The sequence below is a fragment of the Neisseria sp. LACPHL-SPEC-2024-00856 genome (genome assembly GCF_047915665.1).
In the GTDB taxonomy this organism is placed as follows: domain Bacteria; phylum Pseudomonadota; class Gammaproteobacteria; order Burkholderiales; family Neisseriaceae; genus Neisseria; species Neisseria polysaccharea.
Map to the genome: position 1 here is coordinate 115,631 of NZ_JBLRPR010000001.1, position 25,570 is coordinate 141,200.

The following is a 25,570-nucleotide window of genomic DNA, read 5'->3' on the forward strand; positions in this document are numbered from 1 at the left end:
CCTTTCAGACGGCATTTTTGATTTTATGTGGAGGCGGTTTTTATTTTGACCTTGCTTTTTTTAAACTTCAACACGGCTTCTTCTTTTGCTGCATCCCAGTCTATCAGTACAAAGCCGCCTTCGGCGAGTTTGCCGAACAGGAGTTCGTCGGCGAGTGGTTTGCGGATTTTTTCCTGAATAAGGCGGTGCATCGGGCGTGCGCCCATTTGCGGGTCGAAACCTTTTTCCGCCAGATATTTGCGCAATGCAGGTGTGAATTCGGCTTCGACTTTTTTGTCGAGGAGCCGGTGCTCGAGCTGGAGCAGGAATTTGTCCACGACTTTGGCGATAATGGGTTCGGACAGGGGTGCAAACGGGATAATCGCGTCCAAGCGGTTGCGGAACTCGGGCGTGAAGAGCTTGTTGATCGCCTGCATTTCGTCGCCGCGTTCGCGTTTGGCGGTAAAGCCGAGGCTGGGGCGGCTGAGGCTTTCTGCGCCTGCGTTGGTGGTCATAATCAGGATGACGTTGCGGAAATCGGCACTCTTGCCGTTGTTGTCGGTCAGCCTGCCCGCGTCCATCACTTGCAAAAGGACGTTGAAAATGTCGGGGTGGGCTTTTTCGATTTCGTCCAAGAGCAATACGCAATGCGGCTGTTTGTTGACGGCTTCGGTCAAAAGGCCGCCTTGTTCAAAGCCGACGTAGCCCGGCGGCGCACCGATAAGGCGCGATACGGCGTGGCGTTCCATGTATTCGGACATGTCGAAGCGTTGCAGTGGTACGCCCATCGAATAGGCAAGCTGTTTGGCGACTTCGGTTTTGCCGACGCCGGTCGGGCCGGAGAAGAGGAAACTGCCTATCGGTTTGTCGGGCAGGGCAAGGCCGGAGCGCGACATTTTGACGGCGGCAACCAGCGCGTCGATGGCGTTTTCCTGACCGTAAACCATATTTTTCAAATCACGGCCGAGGAATTGCAGCACTTGTTTGTCTTCGTGTGACACGGTTTTTTCGGGAATCCGCGCAACTTTGGCGATGACGGTTTCGATTTGCGCTTTACCAATGACTTTTTTCTGTTTGGATTTGGGCAGAATCCGTTGCGCCGCGCCTGCTTCGTCCATCACGTCGATGGCTTTGTCGGGCAGGAAACGCTCGTTGATGTAGCGGGCGGAGAGTTCGGCGGCGGCTTCAAGTGCGCCTTGCGTATAACGGACTTGGTGGAAATCTTCAAACATCGGTTTCAAGCCGCGCAGGATTTGCACGGTTTCGGCGACGGTGGGTTCGACCACGTCGATTTTTTGGAAGCGGCGGCTTAAGGCGTGGTCTTTGTCGAAAATGGTGCGGTATTCGTCGTAAGTGGTCGCGCCGATGCAGCGCAGCATGCCTTTCGCCAGCGCGGGTTTGAGCAGATTGGACGCGTCCATTGTGCCGCCGCTGGTGCTGCCCGCGCCGATGATGGTATGGATTTCGTCGATAAACAAAATGGCGTGCGGGATTTTTTCGAGCTGTTTCAATATAGATTTGATCCGCGCTTCAAAATCGCCGCGGTATTTTGTGCCCGCCAAAAGCGAACCCATATCCAGCGCGTATACTTCGGCATCTTTGAGCGCGTCGGGAATGTCGCCGTTGACAATTTGATGTGCCAAACCTTCCGCCAGCGCGGTTTTGCCCACGCCTGCTTCTCCGACCAAAAGCGGATTGTTTTTGCGGCGGCGGCACAGGATTTGCACCAGCCGTTCCATTTCGTGTTTGCGACCAATCAAAGGGTCGATACGGCCGACTTTGACTTCGGCGTTGAGGTTGACGGTGTACGCCGATAAAGGGTTTTTGCTCGGTTTGGTGCGGTTCTCATTATTGTCGTCCATGCCGTCTGAAGAATAGTTGCCATCGTCTTCATCTTCATCGGGAGAGCCGTGGGCAATACAGCGCAAAACTTCAAAACGCGTAACCGATTGCAGCTTGAGGAAATAGACGGCGTGGCTGTCGGTTTCGCTCATCAGCGCGACCAAAACGTCCAACGGTTCGACTGCGGCTTTTCCGGCAGACTGGGTATGCACCATCGCCCGTTGCATCACGCGTTGGAAGCCGAGCGTGGGCCGGGTTTCGACCGTGTCTAAAAGGTGTTCGGGAATCAGGGGGGTGTTTTCGGCAACGCTGGCGGCGAGCTGTTCGGACACCACTTTCAAATCCGCGCCGCAGAGTTTTAAGACGTTCGGCACGGAGGCATCTTCTTCGATGAGTACCAAAAGCAGATGCTCGAGGCTGATAAATTCATAATGAGCCTTACGCGCCTCGCGGTAAAGCTGCTGCAAAATCTGTTCCAATTCGGGTGCAAGCATATTAAATCTCCTCGATAATACATTGCAGCGGATGCCCTTCGGCTTTTGCCCGCTGCATGACTTGTTGCTGTTTGGTTTGGGCAATATCGCGCGTGTAAGTGCCGCACAGGCCTTTGCCTTCGTGATGAACCAAGAGCATCACCGCTACCGCCTGTTCCTGCCCGAGCATAAAGATTTCGGTCAGGATTTCAACAACAAATTCCATCGTGGTGTAATCGTCGTTTAATAAAAATACGCCGTAACGTTTCGGCGGCAGGGTGTTCAGGCGGTGCAAGAGCGTGTCGGATTGGTGTTGCGCGGTCATAGCGTGTCCCATTTGAAAGCTGCGTTCAGACGGCATTTTTGTTGTATTTTCGGTACTTTTACCTATTTTCCCACTTTTTTGAAAACATAGCTTGACGTTTTGTCTTAACAAATGTAAAAAGACGGTTAAGCAGAAGCCGGCACTCGACCAAGTATATAAAGCTGGGGAGAAACGCTGAACGTTTAAGTTTGCTGTATGCCTTATTTTGCTGATTTTGTTAATTTTTAAGTATAGGAAGTTTCTAATGGCAACCGGTATCGTAAAATGGTTTAACGACGCTAAAGGTTTTGGTTTCATCACGCCTGACGAAGGCGGCGAAGATTTGTTCGCTCACTTCTCCGCAATCAATATGGAAGGTTTCAAAACCCTGAAAGAAGGCCAACGCGTCTCTTTCGACGTAACCACCGGCCCTAAAGGCAAACAAGCCGCTAACATTCAGGCTGCTTAATCCCGAGTGTACGGGAAACCGTATATGTGAAACGGCAGGACAGACGATGTCCTGCCGTTTTGTTTTGCCGTTTGCAGAAACAGGGGGAATGCCGTCTGAAAAGAACAGGTGTCTTTTTATCTGCTTTATCCTTAGCCTGTGTGAATCCTGTTGTGGATATGTTTGATAGTATGCTGAGGAATAAGGGGAAATCTTATATGATTAAAAAATGTGCAGATTGTTTGTCAGGGATTTTTGCGGAAATCTAAAAGAAATTATGTATAGTGGATTAACAAAAATCAGGACAAGGCGACGAAGCCGCAGACAGTACAAATAGTACGGAACCGATTCACTTGGTGCTTCAGCACCTTAGAGAATCGTTCTCTTTGAGCTAAGGCGAGGCAACGCCGTACTGGTTTTTGTTAATCCACTATATCAACAAAGGGCCGAACCGTTGTAGGTTCAGCCCTTTGCTTTCAGACGGCATCCGGTTGGGGTTTCAGTTGCCGGCAACCGTCATGCTTCCTATCAGGATAGAACCGATTTGGTTGGACGAACGGCGTAAGGCATCATCGGACACGCCGACGATGTTGCGGTACATATCTTGAAGGCGGCCGGCAACGGTAATTTCATGGACGGGGTAGGCAATCACGCCGTTTTCCACCCAAAAACCCGCCGCACCGCGCGAGTAGTCGCCGGTAATGGCGTTTACGCCTTGCCCCATGAGCTCGGTTACCAACAATCCCGTCCCCATTTCTTTCAGCAGGTCTGATTGCGTTTCGTGCGTATGGTTCAAATAAAGGTTGTGCGCACCGCCGGCGTTGCCCGTGGTCTGCATACCGAGTTTCCTCGCGCTATAACTGCTGAGGAAATAGCCTTCGACGATGCCGTCGCGGATAACGAAACGCGGCCGCGTGGCGACGCCTTCGGAATCGAAATAGGTGCTGCCGAAGGCGCGGGGAATATGTGGCTCTTCGCGCAGACTGAGGAAATCGGGCAGAACCTGTTTGCCTATGCTGTCGATCAGGAAGCTGCTTTGTCGGTAGAGTGAGCCGCCGGACAGTGCGCCGACGAGGTGTCCGATCAGACCTCTTGAAACGGTCGCATCGAATAGGACGGGGTAGCTTCCAGTCGGAATGCTGCGGCTGTTCAAACGACGTAAGGTACGCTCGGCGGCGGTTTGACCGATTTGCGCCGGGCTGTCCATGTCTTGATGGCGGCAGGAGGAATCGTACCAGTAGTCGCGCTGCATGCCGTTTTCGTCGGCGGCAACGACGCTGCATGAAATGCTGTGGCGCGTACCTTGCTGGTGTGCGGCAAAACCGTGGGTGTTGCCGTAAACGTATTGGTAATGTCCGGTTTGTACCGCCGCCCCTTCGGAGTTTTCGATGCGCTCATCCTCGTTCAGAGCGGCTTGTTCGCATTGTTTTGCCAACTCGACGGCGGCTTCCGTGCTTAAATCCCATTCGTGGTAACGGTCGAGGTCGCCGATGTGTTGCGCCATAAGCGAAGCGTCTGCCAAACCTGCGCAATCGTCTTCGGCAGTGTAGCGGGCGATGTCGATGGCGGCTTTGACGGTGTCTTGCAGGGCTTTTTCGGAGAAGTCGGCAGTGCTGGCGCGGCCTTTGCGTTTGCCGACGTAAACGGTAATGTCCAACGACTTGTCCTGCTGGAACTCGATTTGTTCGATTTCGCCCAGCCGTACGCTGACGCTTTGTCCCAATGATTCGCTGAAATCGGCTTCGGCGGCGGTTGCGCCCGTCGCTTTTGCCAAGTCGAGCGTGCGGCGGCAGAGGTCGAGGAGTTCGGAAGCGGTGTGGTTGAACAGCATAACAATCTTTCTTGGTGGAGCGTTGCGGCATTTTAACCGTTTCGGGCGGCAGGGGCAAAAGCGCGCCGCTTGCAGGGCGTGCGGTGCAAAATGCCGTCTGAACGCGGCGGCATTCTGTTAAAATGCGCCCGTCGGATAAAATTTGAGAATGAAGATGTTTGAACAAGAAGACGAGTGGATCAGCAAAACCCAAATGAAAAAGCAGATGAACGGTTTGCAGGATTTGGGTATGGAACTGACCAAGCTCTCAAGCGACACGCTGAAAAAAATCGGCTTGGACGAAGATTTGTACGAAGCCGTCGTTACCTATAAAAAAATTACGTCCAACGGCGCGCTCAAGCGGCAGGCGCAATTTATCGGCAGGCTGATGCGCGATACCGATCCCGCACCCATCGAGGCGTTTCTTGCCAAGCTGCGCGGCGACGATGCGGCGCACAATGCCTTTTTGCAACGTGTGGAACAGGCGCGCGTACGGCTGTTGGCAGACGACGGTGCGTTGACGCAGTTTATATCGAATTTTCCGCATGCGGACGCGGGCAAGCTGAGGACACTCATCCGCAATACCAAAAAAGAGCAGGAGCAAAACAAACCGCCGAAAAATTTCCGCGCCCTGTTTCAAGAATTGAAAACCGTGATGGAAAACGGGGACGCGGAAATTTAGGCATATTTTCAGACGGGATCCGCCGTTATTTAGATTGGAGGATAAAATGTTGTTCCGTAAAACGACCGCCGCCGTTTTGGCGGCAACCTTGATGCTTAACGGCTGTACGGTAATGATGTGGGGTGTGAACAACCCGTTCAGCGAAACGACCGCCCGCAAACACGTTGACAAAGACCAAATCCGCGCCTTCGGTGTGGTTGCCGAAGACAATGCCCAATTGGAAAAGGGCAGCCTGGTGATGATGGGCGGGAAATACTGGTTCGTCGTCAATCCTGAAGATTCGGCGAAGCTGACGGGCATTTTGAAGGCCGGGCTGGACAAGCCCTTCCAAATAGTTGAGGATACCCCGAGCTATGCCCGCCACCAAGCCCTGCCGGTCAAACTCGAAGCACCCGGCAGCCAGAATTTCAGTACCGGAGGTCTTTGCCTGCGCTACGATACTGACAGACCTGCCGACATCGCCAAGCTGAAACAGCTTGAGTTTAAAGCGGTCAAACTCGACAATCAGACCATTTACACGCGCTGCGTCTCCGCCAAAGGCAAATACTACGCCACACCGCAAAAACTGAACGCCGATTATCATTTTGAGCAAAGTGTGCCTGCCGATATTTATTACACGGTTACGAAAAAACATACCGACAAATCCAAGTTGTTTGAAAATATTGCATATACGCCCACCACGTTGATACTGGATGCGGCGGGCGCGGTGCTGGCCTTGCCTATCGCGGCGTTGATTGCAGTCTCGAATTCCTCAGACAAATGAACGGTAATGCCGTCTGAAAAGCCTTCAGACGGCATTTCAAGCACACCCGCACTGTAAAACCCCGCGCTATGTCAGTCAAAATCCAAACCCGATCCGTCAATACCGACGTTTTTAATCATTTGCTCACCGCCGGTGCCGATCCTTTAATCGCCCGGCTTTGTGCCTCGCGCGGTGTGCAAAGTCCTGCCGAATTGGACGACAAGCTTGCTGCGCTTTTGCCGTATCAAACGCTGACAAACTGCGAAGCCGCCGCCCGCCGTTTGGCGGATGCGGTTGAGCGTCAGGAAAAAATCTTGATTGTCGCCGACTACGATGCCGACGGCGCGACCGCGTGTGCCGTCGGTTTGGACGGTTTGGCGGCGATGGGGGCAAAAGTAGATTTCCTCGTGCCCAACCGCTTTGAACACGGCTACGGTTTAACGCCCGAGCTGGCCGAAATCGCCGCCGCGCAAGGCGTGGATTTGCTGATTACGGTGGATAACGGCATTGCCAGCATCGCAGGCGTGGCGCGTGCGCAGGAATTGGGTTTGGATGTGATTGTGACCGACCACCATCTGCCTGCCGAGACCGTGCCAGACTGCATCATCGTCAATCCGAACCAAAAAGGCTGCGGTTTCCAAAGCAAAAGCTTGGCGGGCGTGGGCGTAATTTTTTATGTACTGATGGCTTTGCGTGCCGAACTGCGCCGCCGCAATTATTTTTCAGACGGCATCAAAGAGCCGAATCTGGGCAGCCTTTTGGATTTGGTCGCACTCGGCACGGTTGCCGATGTCGTCCCCCTCGACCACAACAACCGCATTCTCGTGTCGCAAGGTTTGAAACGGATGCGTTCGGGCAAAATGCGCCCCGGCATCCGCGCTTTGTTTGAAGTGGCGCGGCGCGATTGGCGCAAGGCCCAGCCGTTTGATATGGGCTTTGCGTTGGGCCCGCGCATCAACGCCGCCGGACGGCTGGACGATATGTCGGTCGGTATTGCCTGTCTGTTGGCGCGAGACGATGCGGAAGCGCAGGAACTGGCGGCTCAGTTAAACAACCTCAATATCGAGCGTCGCGAAATCGAGCAGTCTATGCTGCAAGACGCGTTGAATGATTTTCCCGAAACCCTGCCTCCGGGGCAGACGACGTTGGTGGTGTATCGCGACGACTTCCATCAAGGCGTGGTCGGCATCGTTGCCAGCCGCCTCAAAGACCGTTTTTATCGTCCGACCATCGTGTTTGCGCCTGCCGACAACGGCGAAGTGCGCGGTTCGGGACGCTCCATTCCCAATCTGCACCTGCGCGACGCTTTGGACTTGGTGTCCAAACGCCATCCCGATTTGATTTTGAAATTCGGCGGACACGCGATGGCGGCGGGTTTGAGCATACTCGAACACAATATCCCCGCGTTTCAGACGGCATTTGAAGAAGCCGTGCGCGAGATGGTGTGCGAAGACGATTTGTCGCAAACATTCATCACCGACGGCAGCCTGCCTGCCCGCGACATTACGCTGGAACAGGCGCAAAACCTCGCCCGCCATGTTTGGGGGCAGGGCTTCGCGCCGCCGAGTTTTACCGACGAATTTCACGTTGTCCGCCAGCAACCTTTGGGCGTGGAAGGCAAACACAAAAAAGTCTGGCTGCAAAAAGACGGTTGCGAATTTGAAGCCATGTTTTGGCGTTGCAGCGAAGACATTCCCGAATACATCCGCACGGTGTACCGCCCCGTTGCCAACGAATGGCGCAACAATCTCGAATTGCAGCTTTATATCGACTACTGGGAAGCGGCGTAGAGGCGGCGGAACGCCGTTTGAATGTGATTTCTGTTCCTTCATTTGCCTGTTAGTACGACGGGAATGTTCCCAATCGGAAAAGAAAGTAAAGGTCGTTAATTTTTGTTAATCATCCCTTCTTAGGGACGCAATATAGGAGTTGCTCCTAAAGCTGTTTACTCGGGAGACGGTGTGGAAGGGAAACAAATTGCGAGAGGCCTTGAGCAAAGGCTATATGAAGGAGATCTAAAGGCTACAGGTGGAGATACAAAGAAGGTTGCAAATCGGCAGAATCCCGTTGGAGTCAAGAATCCAAATCGCGATAAGTACTTAGCTGCAGCTGATGAACATCTGAAAACCAAAGGAATTCACTAAGATGAGAAATATGACAGAAATAAGGTGGAGGAATAATCAAGTTATCAGCATTGAGACTAAACGAAAGGATGAATCAAGAGAAACTAGGGTGTATGTGCTCGCTCAGATGATAGGGAAGGCTGAACTCCTGTTTTTCAATCTATTTAACACTGATAACAATTGGGATGATGTAGACTTAACCCAAGTTCCTATTCTTTTCTGCGCCACTGTTGCTCGTCAATTCATTAAAAGTAGCAATATCTTCAGGCAGAATATTAAGGGGATTGAGAACTATATCTCTCCAAAGCGTAAGATAGACCCCTTAGGTATGGGAAGTAGATGGATTACGCTCTGGGAAGGAACACCAAACGAAAAGAAAATTCTTATCATAGGAGATGGTGGGGGCAGACTCTTTGAAGTAGATACTTCCTCGGGGAAATACAATGAACGAGATATCATTGCGTCAATAAATAGAGACGATTTAGAAACGATTAATAGCTATGAATTGAGGAATGTACGAATCTATGCTGAGCTTAATGAACGGCTATATTTGTGTTACAAAATGGGGAGAAATGTAGACCCTCTAAAGGATTTGGTGTTTAATCTACCTATCCCCTTAGAATACAAAGAGTATATTGAGATCATATCAACCTAGAATCAACGACTTAATAAGATGCATCAAATTTCAGACTCCGCCACAAAAGCAGGGTCTGATTTTTTTAAAGGGCAATCTGTTATAATGGCGCGTTGCCGCCGCGAGGGCGGCGTGATTCGGACGGCGTAGTTTCTACGCCTTTTGTTTATGGTTACGGCATCTTGCGGAATCGTACCGCCTGATGCCGTCTGAACACGGTTGCCCGTGGAGATGCCGCTCTTCGGGTCAGAATATTTATGCTGAAAAAATGGTTGAATAAGATGCTGCCTTCCGGTCGGAGCAGTAAAAAAGCGGAAAGTAAAACGGTCATTTCTGCCGAAAGACACAACATCCGTGCCGAAATGTTGAGCTTTGCCGCCGAAAACGTCATACGCCGCCTGAAAGGGGCGGGGTTTCAGGCTTATGTGGTCGGCGGCGCGGTCAGGGACCTGCTGCTCGGCATCGAACCCAAAGATTTCGATGTCGCAACCGATGCCACGCCCGAACAGGTGCACAAACTCTTCCGCCGCAGCCGCATCATCGGCAGGCGTTTTCAAATCGTCCATGTGATGAACGGTGCGGAGATTATCGAAGTAACGACGTTTCGCGGCGGTGCGAAGGTTCATCAGAACGCGCACGGTAGAATCATGAAGGACAACACCTACGGCAGCATCGAAGAAGATGCGATGCGGCGCGATTTTACCTGCAATGCCTTGTATTACGATCCTGAAAAAGAAGAGATTTTGGATTTCCACAACGGGATTGCCGATGTTGCCGCCCGCAGGCTGGTTATGATTGGCGATGCCGCCGAACGCTATCAGGAAGACCCTGTCAGGATTTTGCGCGCCATCCGCCTGTCGGGCAAATTGGGCTTTGAGCTGTCGGAAGAAACCGCCGCACCGATTGCCGAATCGATATGCCGTCTGAAGCACGAACCGGTAGCGCGGCTGTTTGACGAAATCATGAAACTGCTGTTTTCAGGGCACGCGCGCGAGTGTCTGAAACGTTTGAACGGATTTGACATACCGGACGACATCCATCCGCTGCTCAATGCCTTGCGTGTTTCAGACGGCATCGCCGGGAAAATGACGGTGCTTGCCCTGAAAAATACCGATGGGCGGCTGCGTGCCGACAAACCGGTTTCGGTCGGTTTCGTACTGGCGGCCCTGATGTGGCCCGAGTTGGAACGCCATTGGAAAAGCAATCTGCAACATGGTTTGAAACCCGCGCCCGCCCTGTCCGATGCAATCAATACGATGCGTGAAACCGTCGAACGCGGCTGGGGCGTGCCGCAACGCTTTTCCGCCACGATGCGCGAAATTTGGATGTTTCAGCCGCAGTTTGAGAACCGCAAAGGCGCACGTCCGCACAAACTGTTTGCACAGGCGCGTTTCCGTGCCGCCTATGATTTCCTGCTCTTGCGCGCCGAAACCGGTAATGCGGACCGCGCCCTTGCCGAGTGGTGGACGGCGTTTCAGACGGCATCGCCGGAACAGCGGTCGGAGATGACCAAAAACGAGGCCGCCGCCCGACACGAAAAAAACGAGGGACAGGCGAAAAAACGCCGCCGTCGCAGGCGCAAACCCAAGCCGAAGGTTGTGGGAACGGATTGGGAATAACGGTCAACAGACAAGGAGCAATGAAGTTTCAACACATAGGATGAAGCATAAAGTGCCGTTCTATGTATTATCCTGATTTGTAAGGGGCTTCATCCCCGTAAATAAAGTCTGACCCTGCCGCCCGGAAAAAGGATGTCCGGGTGGGCAGGGTTCAAGCAACAAGGAAAAATTGATGAAAAAATGTATTTTGGGCATTTTGACCGTGTGTGCCGCCATGCCTGCATTTGCCGACAGAATCAGTGATTTGGAAGCACGTCTGGCGCAGTTGGAACACCGTGTCGCCGTATTGGAAAGCGGCGGCAATACCGTCAAAATCGACCTTTTCGGTTCAAATTCCACCATGTATGTATGCAGCGTTACGCCTTTTCAGAAGACGTTTGAGGCAAGCGGCCGGAATGAAGGCGCGGCACGGCAGAGAGTGCGTCAGGCGTGCAACCGCGAAACTTCGGCAATGTTTTGCGGAGATGAGGCAATCCGATGCAGAAAATTCGATTGATGTATCGGTTGGACGGATAAAGAAACGGAGCTTGGCTTCCGTATCCGTTTTTTTCTGCCTGATTTTCCGTGCATCGGGTTTCAGACGGCATTGGAGTGTCAGTCGTGTTCTGCCGATTCGTAGGCTTCGACGATTTTTTGCACCAGAGGATGCCGGACAACGTCTTCGCCGGTGAAGGTGTGGAAATACAGGCCTTCTACATCGTGCAGTTTCTCACGTGCGTCTTTCAATCCTGATTTGATGTTTTTGGGCAGGTCAATCTGGCTGATGTCGCCGGTAATGACGGCTTTCGCACCAAATCCGATGCGGGTCAGGAACATTTTCATTTGTTCAGGCGTGGTATTTTGTGCCTCGTCGAGGATGATGTATGCGCCGTTGAGCGTCCTGCCACGCATATAGGCGAGCGGGGCAATCTCAATCAGACCTTTTTCAATCAGCTTGGTTACACGGTCAAAGCCCATCAGGTCATAGAGGGCATCATAAAGCGGACGAAGGTAGGGATCGACTTTCTGGGTCAGGTCACCGGGCAGAAAACCCAGTTTCTCACCGGCTTCGACGGCAGGCCGGACTAAAACGATGCGTTCGATTTGGTGTTTTTCCATTGCGTCAACGGCGGCGGCGACGGCAAGATAGGTTTTGCCCGTGCCTGCGGGCCCCAGCCCGAATACGATATCGTGGTTGAGCAGGGCGCGGATATAGCCGTTTTGTCTGGGTGTCCTGCCGCCGATGCTGCCGCGCTTCGTACGGAAATAATAGGCGTGGTCATGGTTTTTTTCTTGATGACCGGCATCTTCGGTTTGGGCTTCGACGGCGGCAAGCCTGATGTCGCCGTCGTTTAGGTCGCGCGTCTGCGCCGTTTCCAAGAGTTTGAGCAGTGCGCGTTTGCCGGCGTGTGCAAATGCGCCGTTGAAAGTGAAATGTTCAAAACGGCGGCTGATGTGGATATCGAGTGCTTTGGCAAGTAAATCAAGGTTGTTGTCAAAAGAACCGCACAGACGCTGCAACGCCAAGTTGTCGGTTTCTTCTAAATGCAGGTGGACGGTATGTGTCATATGAAGGTCCGAATAGTTGGATATTGTGTGATTTTAATCTATTTCACCGGTATTTTCTTACCGTATTCTGCGATTGCCTGTCGGAAAATGCCGATCAACCTGCCTATAACGGCATTTTCGCCAAATTCGTTCAGACAGTTTTCCCTAAGTCGGGCAGGTTCAAAATCAGAGTGGTGTTCATACATTTTGATGAGTGCGTCGGCAAGGGCATCGTCGTCGTCAACAGGAACTAAATATCCGTTGCCGTCTGAAACAATAGATTCCGCACCGCCGCAGCGTGTTGCAATGACGGGCAGTCCTTGGGACAGTGCTTCGATATAGACCACGCCGAAGGTTTCTGTGCGGCTGGCAAGGACGAATGCGTCGCTGTTCCTCATCAAATCCAATACTGCCTCAGGCTGTAATGCGCCTAAAAATGTAACGGCATGTGCAATTCCCAACTGACGTGCCTGCTGTTTCAGGTTTGTTTCTTCTTGTCCGCTGCCTCCGATATTCAAACGGAGGTTGGGATGTTTTGCCAAAGCACGGGCAAAGGCGGACAGGAGGACATCATGTCCTTTTAGCCGGCGCAGATGGGAGACAGTGCAGAAGGTAAAATATTTGTCCGGACGATTGATTTGCGGGGGATTGAAGGCTCGAGTAAAGATGTTACCCAGAATGTTAGGCAGATATTGCCATGTAGTGCCGTATTGATGTTGCAGGACGTGTGCGAAACGGTGGCTGACAGCGAGCAGTGCGGAGGCGTGTGCCGCCGCATTTTTCATAGGCTGCCATTGGTGCGGGCGCACCAAACCGCGCGTAATGGTGCTGCTGTGTTCCGTGACGACATAGGGGATGCCGTATTTTTGGGAAATTTTGAAGGCAAGTATGCCGGCATAGTTCATACAGTGGGCATGGATGATGTCGGGAATGCCGTTTTCCCCGATATAGCGCTCAAAGGCCTTTAATCCTGCCCGCACCCAGCGGATGCGGTCGATGTCGATGAACGGAAAGCGGGGGAAGAAATACATGCCGTGCCATGCATAGATGTCCAAACCTTTTTGCCGGTATTGGGCAAAACCGTAAGGGCCGGTCAGGATGCTTGCTGTTTCTTTCCGCAAGTAGCGGAACATCGGTGCAAGCACGGCAGTTTTGATGCCTTTCCTCTGCAATGCCAGTGCCTGATTTTGAAAAAAAATCCCGTCCACGTCCTGTTCGGATTGCGGATACCATGAGGGGATGACGAGGACGTGCAACGGTTCGGACATAATATGATTCCGTATCGGAAAGACGGTTATTATAAGGCAGGCCGATCGAATATTAAATTGTTGCCTTACGCTAACGCAATTTAGCATACCGATATGCTAGATTGGCGGTTTTATAAGTGAGGATACGGATATGTTGCGTTCTATTTTGGCGGCTTCCCTATTGGCGGTATCTTTTCCGGCAGCGGCTGAAGCATTGAATTACAATATTGCCGAATTTTCTGAATCGGCAGGTGTGGAGGTGGCTCAGGATACAATGTCCGCACGTTTCCAAGTGACGGCGGAAGGACGGGACAAAAATGCCGTCAATGCTGAGTTTGTTAAAAAATTCAACAATTTTACCAGAAAATCAAAAAATGGTAGCTTTAAAACCGAATTGGTATCGCGCAGTGCGATGCCGCGCTATCAATATACCAACGGCAGACGCATTCAAACAGGTTGGGAGGAGCGTGCGGAATTTAAGGTCGAAGGTAGGGATTTTGATGAGTTAAACCGTTTTATTGCCGATATTCAGGCAGATGCCGCATTGGAATATACGGATTTCCATGTGTCGCGTGAACGCCGAAACGAGGTCATCGATCAGGTCAGCAAGGATGCTATTTTGCGTTTCAAGACGCGTGCCGACAAGTTGTCGGGCATATTGGGTACGTCCGGTTATAAAATCGTCAAATTAAATTTGGGACACATCGGCAGCCATATCGCGGGTGGGGGAGCTGCTCAGGCAAAAATGCTTCGTGCCATGCCGATGGCGGCAAGCTACGGCGTGGAGGGTACGGATTCCGTTGCTCCCGGTGTGGAGGAAATCAGCATCAGTGTCAATGGAACGGTTCAGTTCTAACCACGGATAAACAGGTAAATGCCATCTGAAACCGGATGATACGGTTCAGACGGCATTTATATTTTAGGCTTTAGGCAGGGTAACGCCGGTTTGCCCCATATATTTGCCGTTGCGGTCTTTGTATGAGGTTTCGCAGATTTCGTCGCTCTCGAAGAAGAGGACTTGCGCCACGCCTTCGCCGGCGTAGATTTTGGCGGGCAGGGGGGTGGTGTTGGAAAACTCGAGGGTAACGTAGCCTTCCCATTCCGGCTCGAACGGGGTTACGTTGACGATGATGCCGCAGCGGGCGTAGGTGGATTTACCCAAGCAGACGGTCAGGACGTTGCGCGGGATGCGGAAATATTCGACCGTGCGCGCCAGTGCGAAGGAATTGGGCGGGATGATGCAGCAGTCGTCTTCGACGGTAACGAAGTTTTTGGGATCGAAGTTTTTGGGATCGACGATGGTGCTGTTGATGTTGGTAAAAATTTTAAATTCATTGGCGCAGCGGATATCGTAGCCATAGCTGGACGTACCGTAGGAGATGATGCGCTGTCCGTTGGCTTCTTTAATTTGGTTCGGCTCGAAGGGATCAATCATGCCGAATTCTTCGCTCATGCGGCGTATCCATTTGTCGGACTTGATGCTCATAATGTTTTCCTTGTTTCTTTCGATGTTCGGACAAAGCATTCGGGGATGCCGTCTGAAAACGGGGCTTATTTATTTTTGGGCAGTTTCACTTCTTTAATCATGCCGTTTTCGCATTTCATAATGAAGAGGGTTTCGCCGTTTTGCGAGACGGTGAATCTGCCGTGTGCCAAGCCTTTCTTGAATGTGCCCGAGAGTACCATGTTGCGGAATTTGGTACTGTCGGAATTGAACGGTTCGATAAATATTTCGCGGTTGGCGGCAACGGTATAAACGCCTTGTCCGTCGAACTTGCCGTTTTTAAACGAACCGGTATAGTTGCGCCCGTCTTGGCAGCGCCATGTGCCTTTGCCGGCGGGTTTACCGTCTTTGCCGACATCGCCGTCGTAGGTACAGCCTGGTTCTTGATAGGAAGTCAGAACGGCGGCCGAAGTGGGGAGGGCGAACATCATGGCGGACAGTAGGAATGCGAGATGTTTAAGCATAAGGGTTATTCCATTGGATTTTGGTTGACGGTATTTTGTCGTGTAAAAGCCGTCTGAAAAATCAATCTTGCCAGCCGCCCAAATAGGAAACCAGCTCTTCCAACATGGTGCCGACGGATTCCGCCATCAGGATTTGCGAGGTGAAGGCAAGGCCGACGGCATCGTCGCCGTTGCTTTCGGCTTCTTCCTGCAATACGTCGAGGTATTGGATGCGCTTGAGTGTGAAGTCTTGAGTGAGGATAAAGGCGATTTGTTCGCGCCAAACCAAACCGAGCTGGGTTACGGTTTTACCGTTTTTGACGTGTTGAACCACTTCGTCGGCGGTTAAATCTTGTTTGGATACTTTGACGACGGGAACAATATCGCCCGTACCTTTGAGTTCGCAATCGCTGTCTAATTCAAAACCGCCTTCGCAATGCCCTTGCAACAGCCAGCCGGTCATCAGGGAAGAGGGCGATTGTTTGGTATTCGGCAGCGAGGCTTCCAAACCTCCCAAACCTCCCAAAGCTTCGCGCAGCTTGGTCAGGATGTTTTCTGCTTTGGCAGAAGCCGCGTTATTGACGAGCAGGTAGCCGTGGCGAGTGTTAAACACCGCTTCTGTACGGCTGCTGCGGGTAAATGCGCGGGGCAGCAGGTCGTCTGTAATTTGCTCTTTAAGCTCTTGTTTTTCTTTGCGACCGACATTGCGGGCTTCATTGTTTTGGATTTCCGCTACCTTCTCTTCCAAAATATCGCGGATGACGCCGGCAGGCAGGACTTTTTCCTCTTTTTTCAGGGCGATGCGCAAGGTAAAGTCGGCAGGGAAAACGAGTTCCGGTGAGAATGAAACCGGTGCGGTAAAGCCTTCGCTGAACCAGTCTAAGCCTTGGCAATGGGTAAATTCAGCTTCAGCAAGTTTGTCGGCAAGTACGTCCGCCTCAGGCAGTTTTTCTTTGTTGAGCGGATAAAAACTAATCTGCTTGAACCACATAAATGTTTCCTGTTGTTTGAAATGTCGGGAATTATTTGCTGAATTGTTTTTTCACGCTGACTTTGGTTTTCTTTTTAAAACGGTTTTTCTCTTCCTTGCGGCCTTCGCGTTTCTCAATACGGTTGCTCAGGCTGACGCGGCGCAGCGGTTTTTTCTTCGGTTTGTCTTCCGCATTTTCATACGGGTTTTCCGAAACATTGTATTGAATTCTGAGCGGCGTGCCTTGCAGATTGAAGGCTTTACGGAACGTTTGGGTCAGATAGCGCGTATAGCTGTCGGAAATCGAGTGTAGCGAATTGCCGTGTACCACAATTACGGGTGGGTTCATACCGCCTTGGTGAGCATAGCGCATTTTCGGACGCACCAAGCCAGCACGTGGCGGTTGCTGACGCTCGATTGCGCTTTGCAGGACGCGCGTGATTTTCGGCGTCGGCATCTTAATCATTGCCGCGTTGTAGGCAGCTTGAATGCTGTCGAACAAACCGTCTATACCGCGCTCTTTCAATGCGGAAATAAAGTGGAACTTAGCAAAATCAAGGAAATACAGTTTGCGGTTGATATCGCGCTTCACTTGCTCGCGACGTTCTTCGCTGATGCCGTCCCATTTGTTGACGGCAACCACCAAGGCACGGCCTGCTTCCAAAGCGAAACCTGCAATCGTCGCATCTTGGTCGGCGATATCTTGTTGCGCGTCCAATACCAAGACGGCAACGTTTGCGGCTTCAACCGCCTGCATGGCTTTGATAACGGAGAACTTTTCCACTGCTTCATCCACTTTGCCGCGACGGCGCACGCCTGCGGTATCGATGATGGTAAACAGTTTGCCTTCGCGCTCGAAATCGATATGGATACTGTCGCGCGTCGTACCTGCCATATCGAAGGCAATCACACGCTCTTCGCCGAGAATGGCGTTAACCAGCGTAGATTTGCCGACGTTTGGACGGCCGATGACGGCAAAAACGGGATGTTTTGCATCGGCTTCTTCGACTTCCGGCTCGGGGAAGTTTTCTAAAATTTCTTCAACCAGGTAATACACGCCGTCGCCGTGCGCACCGGAAATAACATAAGGGTCGCCCAAAGCAAGTTCGTAGAACTCGGCAGCAAGCACGGCCCTGTTGCCGCCTTCGCCTTTGTTTACCGCCAGATAAACAGGGCGCGGGCTTTGGCGCAGGCGGTCGGCAATGATTTTGTCTTGCGGGGTCAGGCCGGTACGGCCGTCCACCAAAAACACAACCGCATCGGCTTCATCGACAGCCTGCAAGGTTTGTTTTGCCATTTCGTGCAAAATGCCGCTGTCCACAACCGGCTCGAAACCGCCGGTATCGATGACCAAATAAGGTTTGCTGCCGACTTTGCCGTGTCCGTAATGGCGGTCGCGCGTCAGACCGGGCAGGTCATGCACGAGCGCGTCTTTGGTGCGCGTCAAACGGTTGAATAAAGTAGATTTGCCGACGTTGGGGCGGCCGACAAGCGCGATAGTGGGTTTCATCATTGGGTCTTTCTGTGTCAAGTGCCGTTCTGTAGAACTGAACACGAGCAGGTGTCCGTTGGGACACGGCGGATGGTTTTACGGGAATTGCCGTAGGATAGTGTTGTCTGAAATGCCGTCTGAAGAGAGGGCGGCATTTCAGACGGCATTTATTTCAGCGAATCGAGTTTCATTTGAACCAATTCACGACCGACAGAATCTTGAGGCATTTTTTCCAAAGCCTGACCGTAGTTTTTTAAGGCTTCCTGGCTTTTTCCCTGTGCGGCATAGACATCGCCTTTGGTTTCCATCAGCAGGGGTGAAAAATCCGCCTCAACCGGCGTGTCGAGCGCGGCAAGCGCGGCATCGTATTTTTTTTGTTGCAACAACACAACGCCCAGACGCTGCGCCGCCAACGCTTGAATCAGGCTGTCTTTTTGGTTGGACAACACCCATTTCAAATGGCCTTCGGCAACATCGTAACGCTGCGCGTCAAATTCGGTTGCCGCCGCCATCAGTGTGGCTTGGGCGGCGGAAATGGAATGGGGGTAGCTTTGTTGGAGTTTGGTCAATTCGGCATTGATTTCGTTTTGCGGGGCTTTGCTTTGCGCCTTTTCTACGATTTCTGCCAATATGGCAGCGGCTTCCTGATTTTGGGAAACTTTACGGTTTTGGTAAACCGTGTATCCCAAGTAGCCGAGTGCCGCCAAAATCAGCAAGGCAAACAGCCATTTGCCCGTGGTTTTCCAAAAATATTTAAAGTTGTCTAACTCTTGTTGTTCTTCGAGATGGGCTGCCATTTATGCGTTCTTCCATTGTTGTAAAGTATGGGTTAAATCCTCGGCGGCGACAGTTTGCTGACCGTGTGCGCCGTTCATGTCTTTGAGCGTAACCGTACCGTTCGCCAGTTCGTCTTGCGCGACAATCAGGGCAAAGCGCGCGCCGCTGTTGTCGGCTTTTTTCATTTGCGCTTTCAGGCTTTGATAGCCGGAATGCTGCATTACATTGAAACCTTGCGCGCGCAAGGCTTGTGCGTATTTCATCACCTGCAAGTCCGCCCCTTCGCCTTGGTGCATTGCATAGACATCAGGCGCAGCGTTCACTTCCAGCGAGCCGTATTCGCTCACTAAAAGCAGCAGCCGCTCGATACCCATTGCAAAGCCGATGGACGGCGCAGGCTTACCGCCAAGTTCCTCAATCAAACTATCGTAACGGCCGCCGCCGCACACAGTCGCCTGCGCGCCGAGTTTGTCGGTCGTCCACTCAAAAACCGTCTGATTGTAGTAATCCAAACCGCGTACCAAGCGCGGATTTTCAATATATTGGATACCCAAACCATCCAACATCGCCTTGAAGCGTGCATAGTGGTTTTGCGAAGCCTCACCCAAGTAATCCACCAAACGCGGCGCCGCGTTGCAGATTTCCTGCAAATCAGGGTTTTTCGTATCCAAAACGCGCAAAGGATTGGTTTTCAGACGGCGTTTGCTGTCTTCGTCCAATTTATCTTCATAACGGGTCAGATATTCAACCAATGCCGCACGGTGTGCCGCACGTTCCTCACGGTTGCCCAAGCTGTTGATTTCCAAAGTCAGGTATTTGCGGATACCCAATTTTTCCCACAAGTCGGCAGACATCGCGATGATTTCCGCATCGATATCCGGCCCTTCAAAACCCAAAGCCTCGATACCGACTTGATGGAACTGACGATAACGGCCTTTTTGCGGACGCTCGCGGCGGAACATCGGCCCCATATACCACAGCTTTTGCGGGCTGTTGTACAGAAGATTGTGTTCGACCACCGCACGCAGACAGGAAGCCGTACCTTCAGGACGCAGGCTCAAACTCAAAGAATCGTTTGAATCGGAGAACGTGTACATTTCCTTGCCGACCACATCGGTTTCCTCGCCGATGGAGCGGACGAACAAACCGGTTTGCTCGACAATCGGCGTACGGATTTGCCGATAACCGTAAGCGCGCGTCCAACGGTTTACCGTATCTTCAAACGCCTGCCAAAACGCAGCCGTCAGTTTGAAATCTTTTTGCCCGACAGGCAGAAGGTCGTTCATACCTTTGACGGATTGGATTTTTTGTGCCATTTCAAGTAAAAATGCTTAAATCAAATTGCGGGCGATTATAGCGGATTTTTAAGGGCTTGTGAGGATGGAGATGGTTTGCGGACGGGTAAAAATGCCGTCTGAAACAGTTTTCAGACGGCATTTGACTTACTCTGCACGTGCTTGCCTGATTTGTTCGACTGCAAACTCCGTCTGCCGCTTGGGATGATGTGTGAAAAACAATTTATTTGAAATTGTCTCGGCTTTTTTCGGTACGACAGCCAAAATCTTACCTGCCAAATTTCCCTCACGGGTTTGCCAAGCATCCAAAAACTGCGCCCTGCTCATCGAAACATGACCCAGCGACGGGTCGGCAAGCAAAACCGTATTGCCGTCTATACCGCGCAATACCGAGAAATGATCATCCCTGCGGTATTTCAGATACACGATGACGGGGATTTTCAACTGTGCGAGCTGCTCGAAAGACAGGGCATAGCCTTTCGCCTCAAAACCCAAATCAGGCATGATGCGCCGCATGTCCTCAAACGACGCGCGCATCTGCTCCTTATCCAGCTTTTTCAACACTTCTTCTTCCGTCAGCTTTTGCCCGTAAAAATTGTTCAAAAGTGTCGCTACCGAAGCCGCCCCGCAGGAAAAATCCAAATCCTGCTTTACAATATTGAAATCCCGCCGCGCTTTCCAGCTTTGTATTTTGACTTTGCCGTAGGCTATGGGGTTTTCTTCCGCAAAGGGAAAAGAATGTGCACAAAGCGGCAGGGCGGCGGCGAGGAGCAGGGAAGCGGCAAACCGCCTTTTTTGTTCCATCAAAATCCTCCTGAAAGGCTGCCTGAAATTTCCAAGCAGCCTTTTTGTTTGCTTATTAATCGGATAGTGCGACAAATATAAAGTGGGCGGCAATCATTGCCGTAACGGCAGTCCGATTGCAGTATTTCAATTCCAAGATAAATGCCGCATAGAAAAGATAAAATACTTAAATGGTTTTAGCGGCTTAAATATCTTATTTAATTTTATTGATTGTTTTCCCAATAGTTTCCGCAATAAATAATAAGAAGTAGAATAATAAACAAACAGAACATGAAAATAAAAATAAATCTTTCATCATCTCAGTAATAAAATTCCAAAGATTTTCCTTATTTCCATCAACAATAAAAATTATCAGTTCATGAATAAAGAATACTGCAAAGAAAATACTTCCTGCCGTTAGGGATATTTCTAATCTGCTTATTTTCCCTTCGCTATATTTACCTGATAAATAGCCTAAAAAAGCTGCAATCAAATCATCCATTTTAAAAATTTCTGTAAAAACAGCTAATGTCCTTAATTCATTTTGTCCAAGCCGTTTGTCATTGCGAGGGCAATCATAGACAGCATCATTACGGCTGCGGTGATTTGTTTTTTCATAACAAATTCTTAGGGAGGAGATAATGTTCCATCAAAGTCCTCCTGAAAGGCTGCCTGAAATTTCCAAGCAGCCTTTTTGTTTGCTTATTAATCGGATAGTGTGACAAATATAAGGTGGGCGGCAATCATTGCCGTAACGGCAGCCATAACTGTTTTATTTTCTTCAAACCAAAGCGAGTTGAGAAACATGAACATCAAGAAATATGATGGTTCTTCAGTTTTGCCGCTGCTTTCTTGAGTTAGAAGATAAAATATAGATATGGCGGTTATGCTGATTGCTGTTTTTATATATTTATTTACCATATCGTTGGGCAACACCCGTAACCATACCTGTTGCCAAAGATCGGTTAAATCCCCATACAACCCCTGCCGGACCTGCTGTCGCCCCTCCAAAAGCTCCCGCCCCTACGGCAAGAGTGAATGCTGTGGGAGAAAATCTGCTTCCGCTAAGTTGCTGGTTCATCATATATCCGATTCCGCCTCCGACTCCTCCGATAAATGCACCTACCGGTCCCCAAGCCCCCTCAGTCTCCTTCATCTCCTTTTGAGAAAGCTCCGCCAACTGCATCGGCGCATCTGCCTGCGTGTGGAACACTTGGTTTTCAAATGTCTGATTGTCCAAGCCGTTTGCCATTGCGGGGGCAATCATAGACAGCATCATTACGGCTGCGGTGATTTGTTTTTTCATAACAACTCCTTTGGATTACAACGTTGGAAAATCAAAACCTGCTTAAAACGTATGCTGTACGCCCAATTTCAGTTCGGAGCTGCTTTGCCCTGAAACGTTGAAACGTGCGGATGCGTTTAAAGCCGTGGTTTTGGTGAAACCGAAACCTGCGCCGAAATGGGCATAGGTGGATGTGTTTCTTGCGGTTTCTTTTTTGCCGTCTATGCGGTCGGGCTGTTTGCCCAGCCATTGGATGCCTCCGGTCAGGCTGATTCTGTCGTTGGCGGCAAATGAGATGTTGGGGTTGAGCAGCAGGTAGTTGCCCGATTTGTAGCGGATGCCGTCTGAAAGGGTTTTGCTGCCGTTGATGCGGTAGGCGGCGGTGAGGGAAAGGACAATCGGATCTATGGCTTTGTAGGTGGTGGCGCCGATGAGCCACGATTTTCCCGACGAGGCTTTGTTGCGCGATTTTTCGTAAACCGTGCTTTCAAGAAAGCTGATTAGGGCGGGGTTTTTGTCGTCTTTAAGGAAGGTGTGGCTGATGCCGAGGGATACGTCGGACATCCGTTTGTTGCGGGTTTTGTCGTTGCCGTCGAGTTTGCGTTCTTCGTGCCACAGATAGCTGCCGCTGCCGTAAATGTCGGTATTGCCGGTCAGTCCGTAGCGCAAACCGAGCGTGCCGGCGAGCATATCGGTATTGCTGCCGTTTTCTTGGATTTCGGTCGGAATGGGGATAAACGAGGTTGCGCCGGTTTGAATGTAAACCGGTGCGGCAAGTGCGGCGCGGCTGTTTTCGCTATTCAGGTAGGTAAGGGAAGTTTCCAGTTTCCCTTGTCGGTCATTATGTCTTCAATCGTCAAGGGCAGGTCGGCATAAGTGGATAAAGGCAGGATGGCGGGCAAGGCGGGCAAAAAGATGCGTTTCATATTTCCTCTTATTGATATTAATTCTTATTTAATAATAGTAATGAATATCCGATAATTCTGTCTAAATAAATTTTTAAATCAAAAAAAACGATATATTTGTTTTTATCAATTATGTTTTGATATGCCGTCTGAAAAGTTTGTGAAAAACGGTTACAATCCGCCGCATGAAAAAACGCAATAATCCTCTTCCGCTGTTGAACGGTGTCAAACCCAGTTATTTGGTGCTGCCGCATGAAAAGCAGTTTTACGGGCTACCGCTGCTGCATTTTCTGTGCATCCGCTTTCCTTTTGTGGGCGCGGACAATTGGCGCAGGCGGTTGAACAGCGGTTTTGTGGTTGGTTCGGATGGTGCGGCGTTGGACGAACATACTTTGTTCGAGCCGGGTAAGACGATGTTTTATTATCGGGAAACCAGCAGTGAGGATGAGCCGCGTATTCCGTTTGAAGAAAAGATTTTGCATATTGATGAGCATTTGATTGTGGTGGACAAGCCGCATTTTCTGCCCGTCATCCCCAGCGGGCGTTTTTTGAGGGAAACGCTGCTCACACGTCTGCGCCTGCGTCCTGAATTGCAGCATTTGAATGTTGAAGACATTACGCCGCTGCACCGCTTGGACAAGGATACGGCAGGCGTGATGCTGCTGTCGCATAATCTTGCCACGCGTGGAGCCTATCAGACGATGTTTCAAAACAAAACGGTATGGAAAACGTATGAGGCACTTGCGCCGACAAGGACGGATTTGCCGTATCCGCTCGATGTGGTTTCGCGTTTGGTGAGGGGTGAGAAATTTTTTACGACGCAAGAGGCGGAAGGCGAACCAAACGCACATACGACGGTCGAACTGATTGAAAACAGGGGGGAATTCAGCCTTTACCGCCTTACGCCGCATACCGGCAAGAAACACCAGTTGCGCGTGCATATGATGGGCTTGGGTATGCCGCTGTTGAATGACGCGCTCTATCCCGTGCCGTCTGAAGCGGGTAGCGAGGATTATCGGAAACCTTTGAAGTTATTGGCAAAAAAGATTGCGTTTGCAGATCCTTTGTCGGGTCTGGAAAGGGTGTTTTACAGTAGGTTTTGCCTATAATGAGAGGGAATGCAAACCCGTATCGGCAGATGCCGCCGATACGGGTTTGATATTATCGATGCCGTCTGAAAGGGGCTTTATCCGTTCAGGCATACGGGCGCGAAGCGGAGGATGGTGTCGCGCAGAACGATGAGTTTGCCGTGAAAGAAATGCGTGGAACCGGCGATGGCAATGACGGGCAAATCTTGCGGTTCGGCCCATTTCAGTGCTTTTTCGATTTCGACGACTTCGTCTTCCGCGCCGTGTATCATCAGTGTTTTTGCAACGTTGGGAACGGCTGACGGTTCCGGACGGTCGGTATAGTGGCAGACTGCCGCGCCGATGAGCAGTAACAGGTCGGGTATGCGCTCTTGTGCGGCAAATGTGGCGACATAACCGCCGAAGGAGAAGCCGGATAAGACAAATTCTGGGGCTTCGGGATGTTGGGCGCGGGCATAATCGATGACGGCGAGGCAGTCTTGCGTTTCGCCGCGTCCGTAATCGTGTGTGCCTTCGCTGTTGCCTACGCCGCGAAGGTTGGGCAGGTAGCAGTGGAATCCGAGTTTGCTCAATGCTTTGGCAGCGGTTTGGATGACTTTGTTGGTGTTTGTTCCGCCCTGGAGGGGGTTGGGATGATTGATGACGGCAACACCGCGTGCCGGTACTTGTTCGGACGGGATATGGATGGTTTCTAAAATGCCGGCAGGACCGGATATGTGTATGGTTTCGGGTTTCAGCATAATGATTTCCTCTTGATTTTCCGCATGTTCCGATGCGGCTGTGAAGATAGTTGCTTAAAGGTAGAAATGCTTGCCGTTGTTGGGGTTGGATGCTTTCAGGTCGGCGAGCATGCGGTGGAAGTCCAATCCGTATGCGTTGCTCAGTTTGTCGGCACGTTTTTTGAGTTTGTCTATGTTTTGCTCTTTGGGGCTGCTTTGGAAAGCCATTACCGCGACATTGCCGTGACTTTCGGCAGGAAGTTCCAATACGCGCCCTTCAAAAACGCTCAACAACCGTTCAATGAAGCGTTGATAGCGTTTATCGCCGCTCCACCAGTTGGTAACGAATATGCCGTCTGAAGAGAGTGCGTTTCGGCAGTCTCGGAAGAACGGTTCTTCAACCAGCGCATCGATGATTTGTTCGCCGTCGAACCCGTCCACCAAAATCACATCGGTATTGTGGCGGAAGACTTTGATATATTCTGCACCGTCTGCTTCGATAATTTCAAATTTCTCGCCCTCGAAAGGCAACTCGAACAGGTTGCGGGCAATGGCGATAACCTGCGGATTGATGTCCACGGCGGTTTGGCGCGTATCGGGCAGGTAGGTATCTATCCAGCGTGCAAACGAGCCGCCGCCCAAGCCGATTTGGGTGATATGCTGCGGAAGCGCGTCGGTAAACAGCAGCCAGCCCATCATCGCGCGGCTGTAAGAGAGCACCAGCTCGGACGGGTGGTCGAGGTTCATTGAGCTTTGGATAGTGTCGCTGCCCAAGTGAAGCGAACGGATATTGCCTTCTTCGGAAATGCCGACTTCGGGGAAGCTGGATTTTGCAGGACGCAGGCGGCGGTAGGGATGTCTTGCCATCGGTGTGAGCAG

General features: G+C 51.2%; 26 protein-coding genes and 1 pseudogene. 9 read left to right on the forward strand and 18 right to left on the reverse strand.

Features of this window, described 5'->3' with window-relative positions:
- Positions 1-23: 23 nt before the first annotated feature.
- Positions 24-2,315, reverse strand: a complete 2,292-nt coding sequence (gene clpA / locus ACNAU7_RS00705; RefSeq protein WP_416299786.1) for an ATP-dependent Clp protease ATP-binding subunit ClpA — start codon at positions 2,313-2,315, stop codon at positions 24-26.
- Position 2,316: 1 nt separating this feature from the next.
- Positions 2,317-2,619: an ATP-dependent Clp protease adapter ClpS gene (clpS, locus tag ACNAU7_RS00710; RefSeq protein ID WP_320747044.1), complete on the reverse strand. Its 303-nt coding sequence runs from the start codon at positions 2,617-2,619 to the stop codon at positions 2,317-2,319.
- Between the two features lie 244 nt (positions 2,620-2,863).
- Between clpS and ACNAU7_RS00715 the strand changes: the two genes are divergently transcribed.
- Positions 2,864-3,067, forward strand: coding sequence for a cold-shock protein (locus ACNAU7_RS00715; protein WP_002217533.1), 204 nt, complete (start codon positions 2,864-2,866; stop codon positions 3,065-3,067).
- Between the two features lie 478 nt (positions 3,068-3,545).
- On the opposite strand, the gene pmbA is transcribed toward ACNAU7_RS00715, so the two are convergent.
- Positions 3,546-4,877 carry a metalloprotease PmbA gene (gene pmbA / locus ACNAU7_RS00720; protein ID WP_304670104.1) on the reverse strand — a complete coding sequence of 444 codons (1,332 nt, stop codon included), beginning with the start codon at positions 4,875-4,877 and terminating at the stop codon, positions 3,546-3,548.
- 154 nt (positions 4,878-5,031) lie between these two features.
- On the opposite strand from pmbA, the gene yjgA reads away from it, so the two are divergent.
- The 6 genes from yjgA to ACNAU7_RS00750 all read left to right on the forward strand — a co-directional run bounded on the left by yjgA (position 5,032) and on the right by ACNAU7_RS00750 (position 11,152).
- Complete coding sequence (gene yjgA, locus ACNAU7_RS00725) at positions 5,032-5,538, forward strand: ribosome biogenesis factor YjgA (RefSeq protein ID WP_304670105.1); 507 nt, start codon at positions 5,032-5,034, stop codon at positions 5,536-5,538.
- 46 nt (positions 5,539-5,584) lie between these two features.
- On the forward strand, positions 5,585-6,301 hold the full coding sequence (locus ACNAU7_RS00730) for a hypothetical protein (RefSeq protein WP_196427895.1): 717 nt from the start codon (positions 5,585-5,587) through the stop codon (positions 6,299-6,301).
- Positions 6,302-6,369: 68 nt separating this feature from the next.
- On the forward strand, positions 6,370-8,070 hold the full coding sequence (recJ, locus tag ACNAU7_RS00735; protein ID WP_416299807.1) for a single-stranded-DNA-specific exonuclease RecJ: 1,701 nt from the start codon (positions 6,370-6,372) through the stop codon (positions 8,068-8,070).
- A gap of 355 nt (positions 8,071-8,425) precedes the next feature.
- Positions 8,426-9,058, forward strand: coding sequence for a hypothetical protein (locus ACNAU7_RS00740; protein ID WP_170314440.1), 633 nt, complete (start codon positions 8,426-8,428; stop codon positions 9,056-9,058).
- Positions 9,059-9,294: 236 nt separating this feature from the next.
- On the forward strand, positions 9,295-10,656 hold the full coding sequence (locus ACNAU7_RS00745; RefSeq protein ID WP_416299810.1) for a polynucleotide adenylyltransferase PcnB: 1,362 nt from the start codon (positions 9,295-9,297) through the stop codon (positions 10,654-10,656).
- A 172-nt stretch (positions 10,657-10,828) separates the two neighbouring features.
- Positions 10,829-11,152, forward strand: coding sequence for a hypothetical protein (locus ACNAU7_RS00750; protein ID WP_308028437.1), 324 nt, complete (start codon positions 10,829-10,831; stop codon positions 11,150-11,152).
- Between the two features lie 98 nt (positions 11,153-11,250).
- Here ACNAU7_RS00750 and ACNAU7_RS00755 read toward each other — a convergent pair whose 3' ends face one another.
- Complete coding sequence (locus tag ACNAU7_RS00755; RefSeq protein WP_416299812.1) at positions 11,251-12,204, reverse strand: PhoH family protein; 954 nt, start codon at positions 12,202-12,204, stop codon at positions 11,251-11,253.
- Positions 12,205-12,242: 38 nt separating this feature from the next.
- The gene (locus ACNAU7_RS00760; RefSeq protein ID WP_416300236.1) at positions 12,243-13,439 is read right to left on the reverse strand and encodes a glycosyltransferase; all 1,197 of its coding nucleotides are present in this window, start codon (positions 13,437-13,439) and stop codon (positions 12,243-12,245) included.
- Between the two features lie 142 nt (positions 13,440-13,581).
- On the opposite strand from ACNAU7_RS00760, the gene ACNAU7_RS00765 reads away from it, so the two are divergent.
- Positions 13,582-14,286: an SIMPL domain-containing protein gene (locus ACNAU7_RS00765; RefSeq protein WP_416299814.1), complete on the forward strand. Its 705-nt coding sequence runs from the start codon at positions 13,582-13,584 to the stop codon at positions 14,284-14,286.
- Between the two features lie 63 nt (positions 14,287-14,349).
- Here the strand turns inward: ACNAU7_RS00765 and dcd are convergent, their stop codons facing one another.
- The 11 genes and pseudogenes from dcd to ACNAU7_RS00820 form a co-directional block, all read right to left on the reverse strand.
- Positions 14,350-14,916: a dCTP deaminase gene (gene dcd, locus ACNAU7_RS00770; RefSeq protein ID WP_039854796.1), complete on the reverse strand. Its 567-nt coding sequence runs from the start codon at positions 14,914-14,916 to the stop codon at positions 14,350-14,352.
- A gap of 65 nt (positions 14,917-14,981) precedes the next feature.
- Positions 14,982-15,398 carry a hypothetical protein gene (locus ACNAU7_RS00775; protein ID WP_416299816.1) on the reverse strand — a complete coding sequence of 139 codons (417 nt, stop codon included), beginning with the start codon at positions 15,396-15,398 and terminating at the stop codon, positions 14,982-14,984.
- A 61-nt stretch (positions 15,399-15,459) separates the two neighbouring features.
- A complete protein-coding gene (locus tag ACNAU7_RS00780) occupies positions 15,460-16,368 on the reverse strand; it encodes a recombination-associated protein RdgC (protein WP_416299818.1) in 909 nt (302 codons plus the stop codon).
- A gap of 31 nt (positions 16,369-16,399) precedes the next feature.
- Positions 16,400-17,857, reverse strand: coding sequence for a ribosome biogenesis GTPase Der (gene der, locus ACNAU7_RS00785; RefSeq protein WP_416300238.1), 1,458 nt, complete (start codon positions 17,855-17,857; stop codon positions 16,400-16,402).
- Positions 17,858-18,006: 149 nt separating this feature from the next.
- Positions 18,007-18,636 (reverse strand): YfgM family protein, encoded by a 630-nt coding sequence (locus tag ACNAU7_RS00790; RefSeq protein ID WP_416299820.1) that lies wholly within the window; start codon positions 18,634-18,636, stop codon positions 18,007-18,009.
- Positions 18,637-19,932, reverse strand: a complete 1,296-nt coding sequence (gene hisS / locus ACNAU7_RS00795) for a histidine--tRNA ligase (RefSeq protein WP_416299822.1) — start codon at positions 19,930-19,932, stop codon at positions 18,637-18,639.
- Positions 19,933-20,058: 126 nt separating this feature from the next.
- A complete protein-coding gene (locus ACNAU7_RS00800) occupies positions 20,059-20,715 on the reverse strand; it encodes a C39 family peptidase (protein ID WP_416299824.1) in 657 nt (218 codons plus the stop codon).
- Positions 20,716-20,908: 193 nt separating this feature from the next.
- Positions 20,909-21,196, reverse strand: coding sequence for a hypothetical protein (locus ACNAU7_RS00805; RefSeq protein WP_002261415.1), 288 nt, complete (start codon positions 21,194-21,196; stop codon positions 20,909-20,911).
- Between the two features lie 203 nt (positions 21,197-21,399).
- Positions 21,400-21,615: a hypothetical protein gene (locus ACNAU7_RS00810; protein ID WP_003707391.1), complete on the reverse strand. Its 216-nt coding sequence runs from the start codon at positions 21,613-21,615 to the stop codon at positions 21,400-21,402.
- Positions 21,605-22,000: a hypothetical protein gene (locus ACNAU7_RS00815; protein ID WP_002223883.1), complete on the reverse strand. Its 396-nt coding sequence runs from the start codon at positions 21,998-22,000 to the stop codon at positions 21,605-21,607. The genes ACNAU7_RS00810 and ACNAU7_RS00815 overlap by 11 nt, the downstream gene beginning before the upstream one ends.
- A gap of 42 nt (positions 22,001-22,042) precedes the next feature.
- A pseudogene (locus ACNAU7_RS00820) lies at positions 22,043-22,905 on the reverse strand (meta-pathway of phenol degradation family protein).
- A 164-nt stretch (positions 22,906-23,069) separates the two neighbouring features.
- Between ACNAU7_RS00820 and ACNAU7_RS00825 the strand changes: the two are divergent.
- Positions 23,070-23,993, forward strand: a complete 924-nt coding sequence (locus ACNAU7_RS00825; RefSeq protein ID WP_416299830.1) for an RluA family pseudouridine synthase — start codon at positions 23,070-23,072, stop codon at positions 23,991-23,993.
- A 77-nt stretch (positions 23,994-24,070) separates the two neighbouring features.
- Here ACNAU7_RS00825 and ACNAU7_RS00830 read toward each other — a convergent pair whose 3' ends face one another.
- Both ACNAU7_RS00830 and ACNAU7_RS00835 read right to left on the reverse strand, forming a co-directional pair.
- On the reverse strand, positions 24,071-24,712 hold the full coding sequence (locus tag ACNAU7_RS00830; protein ID WP_416299832.1) for an alpha/beta hydrolase: 642 nt from the start codon (positions 24,710-24,712) through the stop codon (positions 24,071-24,073).
- 54 nt (positions 24,713-24,766) lie between these two features.
- Entirely contained in the window at positions 24,767-25,558 is a 792-nt protein-coding gene (locus tag ACNAU7_RS00835; protein ID WP_416299834.1) for a polyamine aminopropyltransferase, read from the reverse strand.
- Positions 25,559-25,570 lie beyond the last annotated feature (12 nt).

What these genes read in the sequence shown, in the direction of transcription:
- clpA (WP_416299786.1), bottom strand. Translation starts at nt 2,315, where the DNA reads ATGCTTGCACCCGAATTGGAACAGATTTTGCAGCAGCTTTACCGCGAG.
- clpS (WP_320747044.1), bottom strand. Translation starts at nt 2,619, where the DNA reads ATGACCGCGCAACACCAATCCGACACGCTCTTGCACCGCCTGAACACC.
- ACNAU7_RS00715 (WP_002217533.1), top strand. Translation starts at nt 2,864, where the DNA reads ATGGCAACCGGTATCGTAAAATGGTTTAACGACGCTAAAGGTTTTGGT.
- pmbA (WP_304670104.1), bottom strand. Translation starts at nt 4,877, where the DNA reads ATGCTGTTCAACCACACCGCTTCCGAACTCCTCGACCTCTGCCGCCGC.
- yjgA (WP_304670105.1), top strand. Translation starts at nt 5,032, where the DNA reads ATGTTTGAACAAGAAGACGAGTGGATCAGCAAAACCCAAATGAAAAAG.
- ACNAU7_RS00730 (WP_196427895.1), top strand. Translation starts at nt 5,585, where the DNA reads ATGTTGTTCCGTAAAACGACCGCCGCCGTTTTGGCGGCAACCTTGATG.
- recJ (WP_416299807.1), top strand. Translation starts at nt 6,370, where the DNA reads ATGTCAGTCAAAATCCAAACCCGATCCGTCAATACCGACGTTTTTAAT.
- ACNAU7_RS00740 (WP_170314440.1), top strand. Translation starts at nt 8,426, where the DNA reads ATGAGAAATATGACAGAAATAAGGTGGAGGAATAATCAAGTTATCAGC.
- ACNAU7_RS00745 (WP_416299810.1), top strand. Translation starts at nt 9,295, where the DNA reads ATGCTGAAAAAATGGTTGAATAAGATGCTGCCTTCCGGTCGGAGCAGT.
- ACNAU7_RS00750 (WP_308028437.1), top strand. Translation starts at nt 10,829, where the DNA reads ATGAAAAAATGTATTTTGGGCATTTTGACCGTGTGTGCCGCCATGCCT.
- ACNAU7_RS00755 (WP_416299812.1), bottom strand. Translation starts at nt 12,204, where the DNA reads ATGACACATACCGTCCACCTGCATTTAGAAGAAACCGACAACTTGGCG.
- ACNAU7_RS00765 (WP_416299814.1), top strand. Translation starts at nt 13,582, where the DNA reads ATGTTGCGTTCTATTTTGGCGGCTTCCCTATTGGCGGTATCTTTTCCG.
- dcd (WP_039854796.1), bottom strand. Translation starts at nt 14,916, where the DNA reads ATGAGCATCAAGTCCGACAAATGGATACGCCGCATGAGCGAAGAATTC.
- ACNAU7_RS00775 (WP_416299816.1), bottom strand. Translation starts at nt 15,398, where the DNA reads ATGCTTAAACATCTCGCATTCCTACTGTCCGCCATGATGTTCGCCCTC.
- ACNAU7_RS00780 (WP_416299818.1), bottom strand. Translation starts at nt 16,368, where the DNA reads ATGTGGTTCAAGCAGATTAGTTTTTATCCGCTCAACAAAGAAAAACTG.
- der (WP_416300238.1), bottom strand. Translation starts at nt 17,857, where the DNA reads ATGAAACCCACTATCGCGCTTGTCGGCCGCCCCAACGTCGGCAAATCT.
- ACNAU7_RS00790 (WP_416299820.1), bottom strand. Translation starts at nt 18,636, where the DNA reads ATGGCAGCCCATCTCGAAGAACAACAAGAGTTAGACAACTTTAAATAT.
- hisS (WP_416299822.1), bottom strand. Translation starts at nt 19,932, where the DNA reads ATGGCACAAAAAATCCAATCCGTCAAAGGTATGAACGACCTTCTGCCT.
- ACNAU7_RS00800 (WP_416299824.1), bottom strand. Translation starts at nt 20,715, where the DNA reads ATGGAACAAAAAAGGCGGTTTGCCGCTTCCCTGCTCCTCGCCGCCGCC.
- ACNAU7_RS00805 (WP_002261415.1), bottom strand. Translation starts at nt 21,196, where the DNA reads ATGGATGATTTGATTGCAGCTTTTTTAGGCTATTTATCAGGTAAATAT.
- ACNAU7_RS00810 (WP_003707391.1), bottom strand. Translation starts at nt 21,615, where the DNA reads ATGGTAAATAAATATATAAAAACAGCAATCAGCATAACCGCCATATCT.
- ACNAU7_RS00815 (WP_002223883.1), bottom strand. Translation starts at nt 22,000, where the DNA reads ATGAAAAAACAAATCACCGCAGCCGTAATGATGCTGTCTATGATTGCC.
- ACNAU7_RS00825 (WP_416299830.1), top strand. Translation starts at nt 23,070, where the DNA reads ATGAAAAAACGCAATAATCCTCTTCCGCTGTTGAACGGTGTCAAACCC.
- ACNAU7_RS00830 (WP_416299832.1), bottom strand. Translation starts at nt 24,712, where the DNA reads ATGCTGAAACCCGAAACCATACACATATCCGGTCCTGCCGGCATTTTA.
- ACNAU7_RS00835 (WP_416299834.1), bottom strand. Translation starts at nt 25,558, where the DNA reads ATGGCAAGACATCCCTACCGCCGCCTGCGTCCTGCAAAATCCAGCTTC.